Annotated in this window: 18 protein-coding genes; 8 read left to right on the top strand and 10 right to left on the bottom strand. The window is 69.0% G+C overall.

What is annotated here, in order from left to right:
• Window positions 1–273: 273 nt before the first annotated feature.
• From ACV530_RS32485 to ACV530_RS32455, 7 genes are all read right to left on the bottom strand, one after another.
• Window positions 274–897, bottom strand: coding sequence for a DUF5753 domain-containing protein (locus ACV530_RS32485; RefSeq protein WP_494336271.1), 624 nt, complete (start codon window positions 895–897; stop codon window positions 274–276).
• Window positions 898–913: 16 nt separating this feature from the next.
• Window positions 914–1,438, bottom strand: coding sequence for a DUF6879 family protein (locus tag ACV530_RS32480; RefSeq protein WP_494336270.1), 525 nt, complete (start codon window positions 1,436–1,438; stop codon window positions 914–916).
• Window positions 1,439–2,003: 565 nt separating this feature from the next.
• The gene (locus tag ACV530_RS32475; protein WP_494336269.1) at window positions 2,004–2,228 is read right to left on the bottom strand and encodes a DUF397 domain-containing protein; all 225 of its coding nucleotides are present in this window, start codon (window positions 2,226–2,228) and stop codon (window positions 2,004–2,006) included.
• Window positions 2,229–2,262: 34 nt separating this feature from the next.
• Window positions 2,263–2,556: a hypothetical protein gene (locus ACV530_RS32470; protein WP_494336268.1), complete on the bottom strand. Its 294-nt coding sequence runs from the start codon at window positions 2,554–2,556 to the stop codon at window positions 2,263–2,265.
• A 32-nt stretch (window positions 2,557–2,588) separates the two neighbouring features.
• Window positions 2,589–3,407, bottom strand: a complete 819-nt coding sequence (locus ACV530_RS32465) for a helix-turn-helix domain-containing protein (protein WP_494336274.1) — start codon at window positions 3,405–3,407, stop codon at window positions 2,589–2,591.
• A 14-nt stretch (window positions 3,408–3,421) separates the two neighbouring features.
• On the bottom strand, window positions 3,422–3,931 hold the full coding sequence (locus tag ACV530_RS32460) for a DUF6879 family protein (RefSeq protein WP_494336267.1): 510 nt from the start codon (window positions 3,929–3,931) through the stop codon (window positions 3,422–3,424).
• A complete protein-coding gene (locus ACV530_RS32455; RefSeq protein WP_494336266.1) occupies window positions 3,918–4,124 on the bottom strand; it encodes a hypothetical protein in 207 nt (68 codons plus the stop codon). The genes ACV530_RS32460 and ACV530_RS32455 overlap by 14 nt, the downstream gene beginning before the upstream one ends.
• A 420-nt stretch (window positions 4,125–4,544) precedes the next feature.
• Here ACV530_RS32455 and ACV530_RS32450 point away from each other — a divergent pair, with 420 nt between their 5' ends.
• Complete coding sequence (locus ACV530_RS32450; RefSeq protein WP_494336265.1) at window positions 4,545–5,387, top strand: hypothetical protein; 843 nt, start codon at window positions 4,545–4,547, stop codon at window positions 5,385–5,387.
• 4 nt (window positions 5,388–5,391) lie between these two features.
• On the opposite strand, the gene ACV530_RS32445 is transcribed toward ACV530_RS32450, so the two are convergent.
• Complete coding sequence (locus ACV530_RS32445) at window positions 5,392–6,264, bottom strand: AraC family transcriptional regulator (protein WP_494336264.1); 873 nt, start codon at window positions 6,262–6,264, stop codon at window positions 5,392–5,394.
• A gap of 80 nt (window positions 6,265–6,344) precedes the next feature.
• On the bottom strand, window positions 6,345–7,541 hold the full coding sequence (locus ACV530_RS32440) for an FAD-dependent monooxygenase (protein WP_494336263.1): 1,197 nt from the start codon (window positions 7,539–7,541) through the stop codon (window positions 6,345–6,347).
• 111 nt (window positions 7,542–7,652) lie between these two features.
• Between ACV530_RS32440 and ACV530_RS32435 the strand changes: the two genes are divergently transcribed.
• Window positions 7,653–8,396 (top strand): TetR/AcrR family transcriptional regulator, encoded by a 744-nt coding sequence (locus ACV530_RS32435; RefSeq protein ID WP_494336262.1) that lies wholly within the window; start codon window positions 7,653–7,655, stop codon window positions 8,394–8,396.
• A 63-nt stretch (window positions 8,397–8,459) separates the two neighbouring features.
• On the opposite strand, the gene ACV530_RS32430 is transcribed toward ACV530_RS32435, so the two are convergent.
• Window positions 8,460–8,996 carry an HNH endonuclease gene (locus ACV530_RS32430; RefSeq protein ID WP_494336261.1) on the bottom strand — a complete coding sequence of 179 codons (537 nt, stop codon included), beginning with the start codon at window positions 8,994–8,996 and terminating at the stop codon, window positions 8,460–8,462.
• 258 nt (window positions 8,997–9,254) lie between these two features.
• On the opposite strand from ACV530_RS32430, the gene ACV530_RS32425 reads away from it, so the two are divergent.
• The 6 genes from ACV530_RS32425 (at window position 9,255) to ACV530_RS32400 (ending at window position 15,813) form a co-directional block, all read left to right on the top strand.
• Window positions 9,255–10,322 carry a mechanosensitive ion channel family protein gene (locus ACV530_RS32425; protein WP_494336260.1) on the top strand — a complete coding sequence of 356 codons (1,068 nt, stop codon included), beginning with the start codon at window positions 9,255–9,257 and terminating at the stop codon, window positions 10,320–10,322.
• Between the two features lie 99 nt (window positions 10,323–10,421).
• A complete protein-coding gene (locus tag ACV530_RS32420; RefSeq protein WP_494336259.1) occupies window positions 10,422–11,675 on the top strand; it encodes a 6-phospho-beta-glucosidase in 1,254 nt (417 codons plus the stop codon).
• Window positions 11,666–12,628: an N-acetylglucosamine kinase gene (locus tag ACV530_RS32415; protein ID WP_494336258.1), complete on the top strand. Its 963-nt coding sequence runs from the start codon at window positions 11,666–11,668 to the stop codon at window positions 12,626–12,628. Before ACV530_RS32420 ends, ACV530_RS32415 begins: the two co-directional genes overlap by 10 nt.
• Before the next feature lie 346 nt (window positions 12,629–12,974).
• Window positions 12,975–13,340 carry an apotyrosinase chaperone MelC1 gene (melC1, locus tag ACV530_RS32410; RefSeq protein ID WP_494336257.1) on the top strand — a complete coding sequence of 122 codons (366 nt, stop codon included), beginning with the start codon at window positions 12,975–12,977 and terminating at the stop codon, window positions 13,338–13,340.
• Window positions 13,341–13,372: 32 nt separating this feature from the next.
• Window positions 13,373–14,194, top strand: coding sequence for a tyrosinase MelC2 (gene melC2 / locus ACV530_RS32405; protein ID WP_494336256.1), 822 nt, complete (start codon window positions 13,373–13,375; stop codon window positions 14,192–14,194).
• Between the two features lie 230 nt (window positions 14,195–14,424).
• On the top strand, window positions 14,425–15,813 hold the full coding sequence (locus ACV530_RS32400) for a GlnX family signal transduction membrane protein (protein ID WP_494336255.1): 1,389 nt from the start codon (window positions 14,425–14,427) through the stop codon (window positions 15,811–15,813).
• The last annotated feature ends 1 nt before the right edge of the window (window position 15,814 follow it).

Here is a 15,814-nt window from a genome sequence, read left to right as displayed (position 1 = left end):
ACCGCCCTGCGGACGGGACCTGAACGATGGCAGCAACGGAGCGGCCAGTTCCCACAACCCGTCAGGAACCAGCCGCCGCGAAAGATCAACACTCACAAGCGACCATGATGCCGCACGTCACCACAGCGCCACGTGAGACATCCTCTTAATGGGTTACTGGCGAGTCGGGTACGGGTTTCCTCACGAAAACTGCCCTCAGCCGTAGGGAAACCCGTACCCGACTCGCGCAACGGACGCCGCCCCGCCCTACGTTTCCGGGCCTGTCGCGCCAACTCATTGGTCGCGCAGGCGCATGAACTCCTCGGCGACGCCCCGGAGGAATGTTGTCGCCTCCGCCCCTCGCAGGGAATGTCTCAGGAACAGGTCGAACAGATTCAGGTGGTGCGAGATCTCCTGCGGATCGTGCAACACCACCTCACCGGAGAACAGTTCGACCGTCACCAGTTGGTCGTCGTAGATGACGAAGATGTTCAGCGGTGTGGCGGGGATGTGGGCTGCCTGGGGAAGGACCGCGATCTCCACGTTCGGTTTCAGTGACACGTCCGCCATGTGCGCGCACTGCGCCGCCATGACCTCAGTGGATGCCCGGCGCCACCTGACGGCCTGCTCGGTGAGCAGGAAGGTGAAGCTTCGTTCTTCGTCGTCGAGGATCGCCTGGCGGTCCATGCGCGCTTGCACGGCGCGTCTGACGTCTTCGGCGTCACGGGAGGGGCCGCCACTCACAGTCTCGGACAGCGTCAGTTCCGCGTACTGGCGCACTTGCAGAAGCCCGGTGGGGACAGTCGGGAGGAAATGCCGCATCACTCGCGATGAGGATTCCCGTGCACGCAGCTCGCCTTGCTTGCCGTAGAGATCCACTCTGGCGGAGGCAGACCGTTGCTCGCCGTCCAGGCGCATGAGAGACCCCTTTTCCTCACATGCCATACGTGGCCCACCACTCGGTGAACGGCTGTGCGTGAGCAAGTGCTGTGTCCCGGTAGCGGGCGAACTCTGCTGTGCTGCTCAGTGGCAGGACGTCTGCTCCGAGGAAGCCCCCGTAGTCGTCGTAGCGCATGGACGCCACGTGCCGTGAGTCGAAGAGCCAGAAGTCGTCGACGCCTTCGAGAGGGTTGGCCCGTCCCGTGATGTCGAGGATGAAGAACTCCTCCCCGCCCGTCATGTTCTTCTGGTATCCCCATCCGAGTTCGTACCTGAGGTAGTCCGTCAGTGGGCGGGTCACGATGTGTACACGGTAGATGCGTTTGCCTTTGTCCGCGTGCGACCGCACTTCCTCGACCCAGTCAGAGTTGTAGTCCGCTGGCTGCTGGCCACCGGCCAGGAACATCTGATAGACGTCGACGTTCCCGGACTTGCTGTAGTCGTCCAGCGTCTCCAGCCGGAACGCTTCTTGTTCAAAAGTCTCGAACATGTCGGCGAAGCTCTTGGGCGAGCTGGTCATGGACCACCTTCCAAACGGGAGGCAACTATGCGACAGGGCAGGGCTGTTCAGGGATAGCACGGTTGGGTGAGCATGTCACCAGGGCCATGCTCAGGAACAACGGGCGTGCGAGGTAGAACCCTAGGGAAACGTCCCCGTCGTGTTCGAGGGCCTCCGTCACGTATGCGACCTTGTCTGTGAGTCGGCGTGCGTCGCGGTCAGTCGGTGAATCGAAGCGTGGTGCGTACTCGCGCAGTTGCCCGGCCAGCCACTCGGCTGCATCTTTCGTGTGCTCCCAGGTTCCCCGAACCAATCTGGCCGGCTTCAGTAGCCAGTACGCCGTCTCCAGCGGAGGTACGTCCGTGACTCGCCACTCCGTGACCGCTTCGCGATACCTTTCCAGCACATCGGGCGGGCTGGTGGCTGTCGGCTCCAACGATGTGGGCGGGCGCCGAACGCTCTCCTTGTCGAAGACCGCCTTGTCGCCGACCCACAGATAGCCGTGGAAGTGCAAGGTGCGTCCTGTTGTTCCATTGCGAGGTCCCGCTCTCGTGGATACGGAGAGCGGGAACCGCAGTTCGAGGGGTCAGGCCGAGAAGCCGAACCGCGACAGGGCGATACCCGCCGCGTTCAGCTCGTCAGTGGTGAACCGAAGCGGTTCGGCGTGCGGGCGCTTGCTGTCGCCCAGGGCCCAGGCGTTGTCGCCGATGCGCGCGAGAGTGACACACGCTTCGCCGTCGGGGTGCGTGTTGCCGCCGCACGCCTTGATGAATCGGGCGCCGTCGAGAGGTAGGCCGTACAGGTCAGTCATGGTGAACCTTCCTGAGAGGTGATGGGACACCGAATCAGTCTCTGTAGCCGAGGGCACGTTGCTCCTGCTTGCGCTTTGCGGACTGCGCATAGACCAGGGTGTCGATCAGCTTGCGCACGGTGGGCAGCGGGACCGTCCCCAGGAACACGGACGGTTCGCCGGAGAGGGAGGCGCGGCCGGTGAGTTGAGGCCAGGAATCCCGGTCGCCGACCCTGATGCCCATGTCCGCCAGCACGCGCTCGAGCATGAATGCGGTGTCGTCAGACTTCCGCTTGCCTGCCATGAAGGCATCGGCTTGTCGTGCGGCGGTATCGGTGTCCGATGTCATGCGCCCATCGTGAGGCCGAGGCTGATGCTTTCCTAGCCGCTTTCCTGATTGCGAAAGAACTCGTCCCGGATGCTCTCGAGCATGGTTCGCATGCTGTCTCCGTAGAGCGCCGCCGACGCAAACCGCTCGAACGTTTCGGAATATGTCTCCACGTCTTTGGGGTCACGCGTGGTGATCTCGGCATGAAACGTTTCGACGAGCACCAGACGATCGTCGTGGAGACTGAAGCACGTCATCGGGAAATCGGGCATCTTGCGGTGAAGCGGAAGAACACCGATGGTGACGTTGGGGATCCTGGAGAGCGACACGAGTCGGTCGAGCTGGACTGCCATGATCATGGGCTCGCAGATCAGCCATCGCAGGACGTGCTCACAGATCAGAAAGTGGAAGGATTTTTGAGATTCATAGAGCGTGCTCTGGCGTTCCAGTCGCGCGGCTACGGTCCTGGCCTTGGTCTCGTCGGGCAACGCTGGGGGTAGCGAGAACACCGCCGAGACGTATTCAGGCGTCTGTAGGAGCCCCGGGATCAGCTGGCCCTGGAACAACCTGAGCCTGGTGGTCGCCGCTTCGATGGCCTTGATCGCTTGCTGGTGCTTCCACGGGCCCATCCGGCGCAGCATGCGCCAGGCCGTGGCCTCGGTGGCCTCCGCTCGGGCCGCTTCCAGGAACTCCGCCTTGGCTTCCTCGGAAACGCCCACGGCAGTGAGGATCAGATCCACGTCCCGGACCGTCGGCCGGACGCGGCAGTTTTCGATTTTCGACAGTTTTGCGGCAGACATGGATGCCCTACGGGCCACGGACTCCCCGGTCAGGCCGGATGCCGTCCGCAACGCCCGTAGGGCTTTGCCCAGTTCTGTCTCGTGGCTCAGCTCAGCTGTTCCCAGTATTCGGCGAACGGCGCGGCGTGGGCCTGGGCGATGTCCTGGTACTGCCGATACTCCGACAGCCGGTCGGAAGGCAGAAGCTCCGCTCCTACGAACTTCCCCGAGTCGGTGTAGTGCATCCGATAGACCTCGGTGTCGTCGAAGAGCCAGAAGTCGTGGTCCGGCAGGCCGGTCACTTTCTGCTGTGCCAGATCGATGATCCCGATGGATTCACCGGCAGTGATGTTTCCCGGGTATGCCGACAGTTCGTAGCGCAGGTACTCGGTCAGTGGTGACGTGAGTACGTGCACACGTGACACGGTTTTCCCGAGATCGGTCATCGAGCGAACCCAGGGGTTGTCGCTCCACTCAGGAGGCATCGGCTTCCCGGCCAGGAACGCCTCGAACTCCTCCCGCTCTTCCTCGACGTCGTAGACGCTCAGGGTTTCCAGCCGGAAAGCGGTGTGCTGGAAGACCTCGAAGAGGCGCCCGAACTCCTCACCTGCGAGCAAGGAAGTACTCCTCCAAAATAGCGGCGGGGACCAGGACTGCCGTTTCTCCCTCGGGCAGGCTGAGCTGTTCCAACTGCGCGGGGTCCGTGACAATTTCACCCTGTACGAGGTAGCTCTTGGCGTCCTCCGTACCCCACAGGGTCGGGCACGACCCGTTCTTGCACGACGGGTCTCCGGACAGCTTCCGCAGCATCGATGCCCCCTCACGTTGTGTGGTGGCCTCGATGCTGTCGAGTGATCGGTCGTGCGGTCAAGAGGCACGCCTTTCCACAACGGGAAAGTCGCCGAAGCCCGAGGTCCGAAGCTCGGGTCGGGGCGTCAACTCGGCGCGTGGCGGCCACACCTGGGCGTTCGCGCGCCCACCCCGACCGGCGCTTGAGCTTCGGGTTTCGGGGGTCGGGATTCGAGCCCTGTTTCCAAGGAATGGTTTGTTGGGTTTGAACCCACCCATCCGCCCAACTCCCGTGTGCACACGGACGGATGACATTTCGTGAATGCGGAGTCGATGCCCTCCAGCGCCGTGTAGCGTGCGGCGCACAAGCAAACGGCCCCCGACCGGTGCGCTAACACCAACAGAGGGCCTGACCATCAAGATCGAACCAAGGACGATCTCATGGCTGTCGCCTACCCTATCGCTGCTCCCCCTATGGCCGCGCCTGGTTACGGCAAGCGCTCCGCACCAGATCATCAAGCGCCCCGCACCGCCCGCGACTTCGCACACCTGCCCGCCCGCGAGGCGGCCATCGCCGCGCACATCGACCGGCTCCCCGACGGGGCCGCCATCGACGCGAAGACGCTCGCCAAGGAGATCGCCGCCTACGGGCAGCAGGCCATCCGCACCGCCCTGAACAACCTCTCCGAAGCCGGGCACCTCCGCCGCATCCGCGAGACCACCGGCACCCAGTGGGTCACCCGCAGCCACTTCAGCCGGACCGCCCGCGACAACGACTGGTGGGCAGCCGTCCTCGCAGGAGACGTCCCGCAACAGGAGCAGCAGCAGCCACAGCCCGGGCGGTCCGTCGCGTACACCGCCCTCGCCGCCCTCGGCCGGACCAGCCCCCGCGTCGCGCTCTCCGCAGCCGAGTGCTCCGCCCTCGAACCCCTCGCCGCCGAGTGGTTCCAACGCGGCATCACCCCGCCCGAGTTCGCCCGCATCCTCACCACCGGGCTGCCCGCCGAACCCATCCACTGCCCCGGCGCCTTCATCCGCCGACGCCTCAACGACAAAATGCCACCCGAAGCAGTCGAAACAGCAACACCCACCCGTCTCATGGAATGCACCAACTGCGGCGACCCCGGCCCGTCCCACGCCCTCCCCGGCGGCCTCTGCCGCCCCTGCCACGGCGAGCAGCGACCCACCGACGCAGGCCCCGACACCCCCTACATCCGCGACCGCGTCGACGCGCTCCGCGCCATGGTGCGGGACCGCCCCCGGATCCCGCACCACCGACGCTGAGCGATCAGGCCGTGGTCGTCCGCTCCACCGGGATCCACAGCTGCGCGTCCGCCTGACCCTTGTCGTCCGGCCGGACCCGCAGGAACTCCGGGCCGGGCCTGCTGCGGTACGGGTTCGACGGGAACCACTCCGTATACACGTCCCGCCACATCAGCTGCAGCGCCTCGGGGAACGCCCCGGAGTTGTCGAAGACGGCCCACGTGCCCGCGGGCACGGTGAGGGCGTCCATCCCCTCCGGCACGGGCACGGACGTACCCGTCACCACCCCGTGCCAGTAGTCGAGCTCCGTCCCCTCCGCGCGGCTGGGGTCGATGTTGTCGGTCACCGCGACGATGCCCTGCGGCTCCTGGCCGGACAGTCCGTCCAGGCTCCGTATGGCGTCCTGGTCCAGGCCCCGGATGAACTCCGCGATGTGCGGGTTCACGCCCGCGTGGATGAGCGGGACGCGCGCCTTCCAGCCGACCACCCGCAACTCCTGCTTCTCCACCACTCGGTATCGCATACTGCTGCTCCCTTCGACGATGAGGCGGAAGGACATCCGGGGCTGCGACTGCAACGCCGCACCGGAGCGCCGGGCCTCGCCGGGGCCGACCCCGTGCATGGCGCGGAACGCCCGGGCGAACGCCTCCCCCGAGGTGTAGCCGTAGCGCACGGCCACCTCGAGCAACGTCCGCTCGCTGCCGAGCACTTCGGCACCGGCGACCGTGAGTCGCCTGCGCCGGATGTACTCGGACAGCGGGATCCCCGCCAGCGCGGAGAACATCCGTCGGAAGTGGTACTCCGACGTCACCGCGATCCGGGCCAGTTCGGCCACCTCGATCCGCTGGTCGAGGTGGTCCTCGATGTGCTCCATGGCCCGGTTCAGCTGCTCCAGCATCCCGACCCCTTCCTTCCCTTGCGATCACCACCGTAGGAAGGGAACAGCCTCCCCCACCCGACTTTCCGTGCCCGCTCCGGTCAGGCCGCGAGGCGGTGGTGTCCGGCCTCGTACTCGGGCAGGCCCGCGACAGACGCGACCTTCTCGCCCGCCTTGAGCATCAGGTTCAGCAGGAAGGGCGTGGACAGCATGCGGTTGCGCATGCGGATGCCCCTGGCCGTGCCGGGGGCAAGGAACTTGCCCGTGCGGTCGCCGCCCTTCTGGCAGCGCTGCGCGTAGCCGCGCAGCAGGGACTCGTACCGGGCGAAGGCCGCGCGGTGGTCGCCGCCGGAGCGGGCCAGCTCGCCCGCCAGGACGTACGCGGCGACGATCCCGGTGCCGGTGCCCATACCGCCGATCGTGGCGCCGCAGGCGGCGTCGCCGACGAGGGCGATGCGGCCCTTGGACCACGTGGGGACATCCGCCCGGCTGATCGAGTCGAAGTAGAGGTCGTCGGCCTGCCACAGGGAGTCGAGCAGGCTCGGCACCTGCCAGCCGAGGCCCGCGAAGGCGTCGGCGATGAGGCGCTTCTGCTGCTGCACATCGTGGCGGTCGTACGACAGCTGCGGTGCGGCGAAGACGAACATGGCTCCGGCGCGCCCGTGGCCCCGGCCGACGGAGGCCATCCGGCCGGGCACGTTGTAGCAGAGCGAGCCCTGCTGCACGCCCGCGTCGCCGGGCAGCTCCCAGGTGGCGGCGTAGTAGCCGAGGTGGCGGACGTACGACTCCTCGGGGCCGAAGGCGATGCGGCGGACATTGGAGTGCAGGCCGTCGGCGCCGATGACATAGTCGAACTCACGGGAGGCGCCGTGGCGGAAGTCCGCCCGGACGCCCGTCGCGGTCTCGGTGAGGGCGGTGATCGAGTCGCCGAAGACGTACTCGGTGTACGGGCGGCTGTGCTCGTACAGCACCCGGGCCAGGTCGCCGCGGTGCAACTCCAGCCCGCCGCCGGCGAACTCGCCGGGAAGGTGGAGGAGTTGCCGGTCGTCGGCGTCGACGAAGGTCATCGGGCTGCCGCCCGTAGAGATGCGGCGGAGCTCCGGCAGGAGGCCCATGCGCTCGAGGACGGTCATATGGGTCTCGCCGCGGAAGTCGACGGCCTGACCGCCGCCGCGCAGGGCGGGGGCCAGCTCGACGACGGTGGGCCGGAAGCCGTACCGCCCCAGCCAGTAGGCCAGCGCCGGGCCGGCGACGCTCGCGCCGGAGATGAGGACGGTCTTGTCGGTCTTGCCAGTCATGGGGTTCCCCTCCGCAGCGGATCCGTACAGAAACTGTGTCCGTCGGACACATTCAATACTGTGTACCTTGGACGCAGTTTTGGCAAGCGCGTAAGACGAAAGGCGGCACACATGGGCGGCACGGACCACGCCGTGACGGCACGACTGCTGTGGGGACCCCCTCCCCCCGGGCCCGCGCGAGGGCCCAGGCGGACGCTCGACCTCGGGCGCATCGCACACGCGGGGATCGCGATCGCCGACGCGGAGGGCCTGGACGGCGTGTCCATGCAGCGGGTCGCCGCCGAGCTGGACGTCACCAAGATGGCGCTCTACCGCTACGTGCCCGGCAAGGCCGAACTGGTCGCGCTGATGGTGGACGCCGCGATCGGCCCGTACCCGGCAAGAGACGGCAGACCTCGCGGCTGGCGCGAGGAACTCGAGGAGTGGGCCGGTCAGTTGACCGAGACGTTCGAGCGGCACCCCTGGGCGCTGGACGTCACGGTCGGCCCGCGCATCATGGGGCCGGGGGAACTGAGCTGGCTGGAGCGGGCCGTGTCAGCGCTGGACGGCACCCCGCTCAGCGGCGCCGAACGGATGGACGCCGCCGTGCTGTTGGCCCATCACGTACGCGGCCTGGTCCAGCAGTCCCGCGCGGCGGGCCCGGAGGACGACCCGGAGGCGCAGCTCGGCGCGGTCCTCGGCGGTGTGCTGCGGGAGCACGGAGAGCGCTTCCCGGCCGTGACCGCCGCGTTCGCCTCGGCGGCGGCGCCCGGCGGCGGGCAGGACCGGGCGGGCGAGTTCGGGCTGCACCGCATCCTGGACGGGCTGGCGGTGCTCATCGACCGGCGCGCGGAAGTCCGCCAGAGCATGCAGTAGCAGTGCAGTAGCAGTAAGGACGGACCGGGCCACCGCCGCAGAAACGACGATGGCCCGGTTCTCTCAGGCAGAAATGCCGTCGATCCGGGCCATCGCGTCCTCCGCGCCGTAGGCCTCCAGGTACGGAAGCCAGCGCGGATCCCTATGCCCCGTGCCGATGATCCGCCACGCGAGCCCCGACGGCGGGGCCGGTTGGTGGCGCAGCCGCCAGCCCAGCTCCGCGACGTGGCGGTCGGCCTTGACGTGGTTGCAGCGGCGGCACGCTGCCACCACGTTGTCCCAGGCGTGCTGGCCGCCCCGGCTGCGCGGGATGACGTGATCGACGCTGGTTGCGACGCCACCGCAGTACGCGCAACGCCCGCCGTCACGGGCGAACAGTGCACGGCGGGTGAGGGGGACGGGGCCCCGAAAGGGGATCCGCACGAAACGCTTGAGCCTGACGACGCTGGGTGCGGGGATGGTGCAGGTCGCGCTGTGCAGATAGGCGCCGGTGTCCTCGAGGCTGATCGCCTTTTCGTTGAGGACGAGTATGAGCGCGCGGCGGAGCGGTACGACGCCGAGCGGCTCGTACGACGCGTTGAGGACCAGGACGTGCGGCACGGATGCCTCCTTGTACGCCGGCGGCGCGTGGCTCGCGCCGGGACGATCTCCTGCAAGTGTCTCCCGCCTTCTGGCCGCGGCGCCACCATCGGCGGGTAACGGGTCACAGGTGTTTTGTGACACACCTCGGTCATCCCCGCACAGGACCTGCCCCACTTCGAACAGAACAACGGACAGTCCGCCCTGCCCCGATAGTGTGGTGGGTCTGCCCGTGTCGCCTTCCGGTACGGGCGAGTCCATCACGAAGGGTTTCCCGCTGTGTCCTGGTCCGCCGCCCCGGCCGCCGCAGACTCGACGCCCCGTCCCAACAGCCTCGACGAGGCCCAGCGAACGGCGGACAATGCCGCCAGCTGGGTCGAGCAGAACTGGTCCACCTGGCTCAGCAACGGCCTGCGCATCGTCCTGATCATCGTGATCGCGGTCGTCCTGAAGTCGTTGATACAGCGCGCGATCACCAAGCTCATCGCCCGGATGAACCGTGCCGCCAAGTCGGCCGAGCACGGGTCCATGTCGCTGGGCGGACTGCTCGTCAACGCCGAGCGACGGCGGCAGCGCTCGGAGGCCATCGGCTCCGTGCTGCGCAGCGTGGCCTCGTTCCTGATCATGGGAACGGCGGCGCTGACCGCTCTCTCGGTGTTCAAAATCAACCTGGCTCCGCTGCTGGCCAGCGCCGGTGTGGCCGGTGTCGCCATCGGTTTCGGCGCCCGCAACCTGGTCACGGACTTCCTCTCCGGCGTCTTCATGATCCTCGAGGACCAGTACGGCGTCGGCGACGAGATCGACGCGGGCGTGGCCAAGGGCACGGTCGTCGAGGTCGGCCTGCGCGTGACCAAGCTGCGAGGTGCGAACGGCGCCATCTGGTACGTGCGCAACGGCGAGGTCAAGCGCATCGGCAACCTCAGCCAGGGCTGGGCCATGGCCGAGGTGGACATCACCCTGCGCTATGACGAGGACCTCGAGCGCGCCCGTGCGGTGATCCAGGCGGCCGGCGAGGAGATGGCGAAGGCCGGTCCCTGGGACGAGAAGCTCTGGGACCCGGTCGAGGTGATGGGCCTGGACACGCTGTCCCTGGAGTCGGTGGTGGTCCGTGTCCAGGCCAAGACCGCGCCGGGCGAGTCGGCGGCGGTCGAGCGCGAGCTGCGCTGGCGGATCAAGGCCGCCCTGGACGCGGAGGGCATCCGCCTGGGCTCCGTCCAGGCCTCCCCCGAGGACGCGGCGGCCCCCGATCCCGCCGTGACCGTGACGGCGCCCTCGGCGCTCGCCAACCCGAACTCCCCGCAGTCCATGGCGACGGCGCCGATACCGGGCGCGACGCTGGACAAGTGAACGCGGCCACGCCGCGGATCTGTTGCGGGTGCGGTTCCCCCGATAGGTTGACCGTTGGACGACAGAGCCACAGGAGCCAACCGCAAGGGGACCGCACCCGTGAAACTCGCCGTGGTCGGCGGAGGGTCGACCTACACGCCCGAACTCATCGACGGATTCGCGCGGTTGCGCGAGGCCCTGCCCCTGACCGAGCTGGTGCTGGTCGACCCGGCGGCCGACCGTCTGGAGACGGTCGGCGCCCTGGCCCGGCGGATCTTCGCCCGGCAGGGCCACCCGGGCCGGATCACCTGGACCGCCGACCTCGACGAGGGCGCGGACGGCGCCGACGCGGTGCTGCTCCAACTGCGCGTGGGCGGGCAGGCGGCCCGCGAGCGGGACGAGACCTGGCCGCTGGAGTGCGGCTGCGTCGGGCAGGAGACCACCGGGGTGGGCGGCCTCGCCAAGGCGCTGCGCACGGTGCCGGTGGTGCTGGACATCGCCGAGCGCGTACGGCGGCGAAGCCCCGATGCCTGGATCGTGGACTTCACCAACCCGGTCGGCATCGTCACCCGTGCCCTGCTGACCGCCGGGCACAGGGCGGTCGGCCTGTGCAATGTGGCGATCGGCTTCCAGCGGAAGTTCGCGGCGCTGCTCGGTGTCGCACCGCACGAGGTCGAGCTGGAGCATGTGGGCCTCAACCACCTCACCTGGGAGCGGGCCGTCCACGTCGGCGGCACGGACGTCCTGCCGAAGCTGCTGGCCGAGCACGGCGAGGCGGTCGCCGCCGACCTGCGCATGCCGCGCGCGCTGCTGGACCGCCTGGGCGTGGTGCCCTCGTACTACCTGCGCTACTTCTACCAGCACGACGCGGTCGTACGGGAGTTGCGGACCAAGCCCTCGCGCGCGTCCGAAGTCGCCGCGATGGAGCGCCGGTTGCTGGAGCTCTACCGTGACCCGTCGCTCGACGAGAAGCCGGAGCTGCTGGCGAAGCGGGGCGGCGCGTACTACTCCGAGGCCGCCGTCGCGCTGACGGCGTCGCTGCTGCGGGACACGGGGGACGTCCAGGTCGTCAATACGTTCAACAACGGCACGTTGCCGTTCCTCCCCGACGACGCGGTCGTGGAGGTGCCCGCGGCGGTGGACGCGCAGGGCGCGCACCCGCTGCCCGTACGCCCGTTGGAGCCGCTGTTCGCCGGGCTGGTCGCGGGGGTGACGGCGTACGAGCGGCTGGCGCTGACGGCGGCGCTGGAGGGCGGGCGCGACCGGGTGTTCGCGGCGCTGCTGGCGCACCCGCTGGTCGGCCAGTTCGAGCAGGCGGACGCGCTGACCGACGCCCTGATCGCGCACAACCGGGACCACCTCGCGTGGGCCTGAGCGCGCTCGCCGTCGACGCGGGCAACAGCAAGACGGACGTGGCGCTCGTGGCCGCCGACGGCACGGTCCTCGGGGCGGCGCGCGGCGGCGGTTTCCGGCCGCAGACGACGGGGATGGCGGAGGCAGTCGCCGCCCTGGAGCGCCTGGTGGGCCAACTGGCCTGCGGGGAACTGCCGGAGCACGTCCAGGCGTGTCTGGCCAACGTCGACCTGCCCGTCGAGGAGCGGCGGATCACGGCCGAGCTCGAGGGCCGTGGCTGGGGGCGTACGTGCACGGTCGTCAACGACACCTTCGCCCTGCTGCGGGCCGGGCTGCCCGACGGCGCGGAGCCCGAGGGCGTCGCCGTGGTGTGCGGGGCGGGCATCAACTGCTCGGGGCTGGCCCGGGACGGGCGCACTGCCCGCTTCCCCGGCCTCGGGCGGCTCTCCGGCGACTGGGGCGGCGGCGAGGGGCTCGTACGGGAAGCGCTGTGGTGGGCGGCGCGGGCGGACGACGGGCGGGGCGAGCCGAGCGAGCTGGCCCGCGCGCTGCCCGCGCGCTTCGGGCTCGGCGGCATGCCCGAGCTGATCGAGGCGCTGCACCTGGGCACGCTTCCGGCCGCGCGGCGGCACGAGTTGGTGCCGGTGCTGTTCGCGGTGGCCAGCGGCGGGGACGCGGTGGCGCGGGCGATCGTGGCGCGGCAGGCCGAGGAGGTCGTCGCCATGGCGCGCGTCGCTCTCGGCCGGCTCGGCCTGCTGGGTGCCGATGTGCCCGTCGTGCTGGGCGGCGGGGTGCTGGCGGCCCGTCATCCCCTGCTGCACGACCGGGTGGTGGAGCTGCTGGCGGAGTGCGCGCCCAAGGCGGTGCCGGTGGTCGTGACGGCCCCGCCGGTGCTGGGCGCGGGGCTGCTCGCCCTCGACCGGTTCGGGGTACCGGTCACCGCGCACGCGCGGCTGCGGGCGCACTACGCGTAGGCATTACACGTAGGTTCGCGCCATGTTCATGACGTGAGACAAGCCACGTTAATGCGGCATGCACCGAAAATTTTCCTGCCATGATCGATTTGTAACGGCAATCCTCCTGACGTTGCCGTCAATAGCGGGATGGGCCAGAAATTCCTGCCACCGCGCTGGTTGACCCTTCATGCACCGAGTGTCCGTATTAACGGGCCATCCCGTCTCCCCCTTCACACCCGCGTGCCAGCATCCGTTCCACACGGATTGTTCACGAAATACCCACAAAACCCATGCCCAAAAGGCCATTTACGGGTATTTCGTGACAACTCCTACTTCGGACACCACTTCCCGAGGAGGATCCCGCATGTCTTCTCGCCCCACCCGTCGCGTCGTGCTCATAGGTTCCGCCGCAGCAGCGGCCGGGGTCGCGCTGGCCACTCCGTCTGCCTCTGCCGACTCCATGGGCCACATGCCCATGCCGTTCGACGAGACGTACCTGGGCCGGCACATCGTCGGCAGGCCGGCCGAACCCGGCAGCCACGGCGCCCACCACGGCGGCGGCTTCTCCGTGTTCATCGACGGCGAGGAACTGCACGTCATGCAGAACGCCGACGGCACCTGGATCAGCGTGGTCAACCACTACCAGCCGTTCCCGGACGCGCGCGCCGTCGCCCGCGCCGCCGTCGAGAAGCTGCGGGGCGCCACGCTCGTCCCGCTCATGGCCGCCTGAATCGCCTGAATCGCCTGAAAGGACACCTCGCCATGGCAGTACGCAAGAACCAGGCGGACCTCTCGGCCACCGAGAAGCGCAACTTCGTCAACGCGCTCCTCGAGCTCAAGCGCAACGGGCGCTACGACGAGTTCGTCAGAACCCACAACGGGTTCATCATGAGCGACCGCGACAACAGCGAGCGCGTCGGCCACCGTTCGCCGTCCTTCCTCCCCTGGCACCGCAGGTTTCTCATCCAGTTCGAGCAGGCGCTCCAGAGCGTCGACTCCTCGGTGACGCTCCCCTACTGGGACTGGACCGTGGACCGCACGACCGATGCCTCGCTCTGGGGCGCCGACTTCCTCGGCGGCAACGGCCGTCCCCGCGACAGCCAGGTGACCACCGGACCGTTCGCCTACAGCGGCGGCAAGTGGCCCATATCCGTGAACGTCGACAACCGCCCCTATCTCCAGCGCGAGATGGGCTCCTCCGGCGACGACCTGCCCACCCGGGCCGACCTGGACTCCGTGCTCGCCATGGACACCTACGACATGGCCCCCTGGAACAGCGCCTCGGACGGCTTCCGGAACAACCTGGAGGGCTGGCGGGGCGTGAACATACACAACCGCGTCCACGTGTGGATGGGCGGGCAGATGTCCACCGGTGTGTCGCCCAACGACCCGGTCTTCTGGCTGCACCACTGCTTCATCGACAAGCTGTGGTCGGAGTGGATGGGCATGCACCCGAACTCGCCCTATCTGCCCGGCGGCTCGACCCGCAACGTCGTCGACCTGCACAAGGCCATGAAGCCGTGGAACAACGTCTCCCCGGCCGACCTGCTGGACCACACCAGGTTCTACTCGTACGACCGCTGAGATCCCGCTGATCCTGCTGATCCCGCTTCCTCTGCTGCGGAACCGTTTCACGCGTCCCGCGCGTGAACAGGGAAGAAAGACCCGCGCGGACCCCGACGAAGATCGCGATCTGAACAAGATCACTGCATAACCGGTGTTTTTGTCAGTGCCTGCGGCCATACTGCTGGCCAGGCGTCCGCGCCCTCGCCGTCACCGGGCGGCGGGCGCCGCCGGCGACCAAGGGGGGTCACGTGTCACAGCCGCAGCAGGCCGGCGCAGCCCCGGGCCCACGCCCGGGGCTCGCCGTGTTGCGCGAGGGCGCCAGGCGGGTCTGGACGGCCGCGACCACGACGGAGCCGGGCCGGCTGCGCCTCATCGGCGCCGTACTGGCCTTGCTGCTCGCGGTGTTCGGCGCGACGACCGCCTGGCAGGTCTCCGCCCGGGCGACGGCCGCGGACGCCGTGGCGGAGCACAGCCAGCCGCTGAGCGCCGACGCCGCGGACATCTACCGCTCGCTCGCGGACGCCGACACCACCTCCGCGGGCGGCTTCCTCGCCGGCGGCAAGGAGCCGCGCGAAGTCCGCCGGCGGTACGAGACGGACATCGCCACCGCCTCCGACCTCCTGGTGAAGGCCGCGGCCAACGCGGGCGGTTCGTCGGACGAGCGCAAGCAGATCGCCACACTCAACCAGCAACTGCCCGTCTACACCGGCCTGGTGGAGTCGGCGCGCGCCAACAACCGCCAGGGCCTGCCGCTGGGCGGCGCCTATCTGCGCAACGCCAGTGACCGGATGCGTCTCGAACTGCTGCCTGCCGCACGGCGGTTGTACGAGGCGGAGACCTCCCGCCTGAGCGCGGACTACGACGACGCGGAGGCGTGGCCCTGGGCCGCCCTCGCGACCGGCGTGCTCGCCCTCGGCGCGCTCGGCTGGGCGCAGCACCGCAACTACCGCCGTACGAACCGGGTGTTCAACCACGGCCTGCTCACCGCGACGGCCGTCTCCACGGTGGCCCTGCTGTGGCTGGTCGCGGGGCACGCCGTGGCCCGCGCCGGGCTGACGGATTCGTACGACCATGGGGCCAGGGCGCTCAAGGTGCTCAACACGGCCCGGATCAGCTCGCTCCAGGCGCGCGGCGCGGAGAACCTCACCCTGGTGGCGCGCGGCGCGGTCCTCACCAAGGACAACAAGGACCGGTACGAGGAGAGCTACCTCTCGGACATGGACGCCCTCATCGGCGCCCGGGGCGCGGACGCCGCGCCGCGAAGAGGGAGCCTGCTGGACCGGGCGGCCGACCTCGCGGACGGCACCGAGGGCCACCAGGCGGTGTCCCAGGCGATCCAGGGCGTACGGGAGTGGCAGCAGCGGCACCAGGTCGCCCGCGCGACGGACGACGCCGGGCGCTATGACGACGCGCTGCCCCAGGTGATCGGTGCGACGCACAGCACGGGCGAGTCCTTCGACCGTGTGGACACGGAGCTGCGCAAGGCGCTGGACCACGAGCAGGACGAGTTCCAGCGGAATGCCGACGACGGGCGCGGGGCGCTCACCGGGCTGGCCGTGGGGGCGGTGGTCCTGGCCGTGCTGGGCGCGGTCGGCGCGGTGCTCGGCATCGGCCGCAGGCTGTCGGAGTACCGGTGAC

The organism is Streptomyces sp. SX-6, from assembly GCF_059089585.1.
Note: the sequence above shows the minus strand (reverse complement) of the source record. Positions and strands in the feature narration are given on the sequence as shown.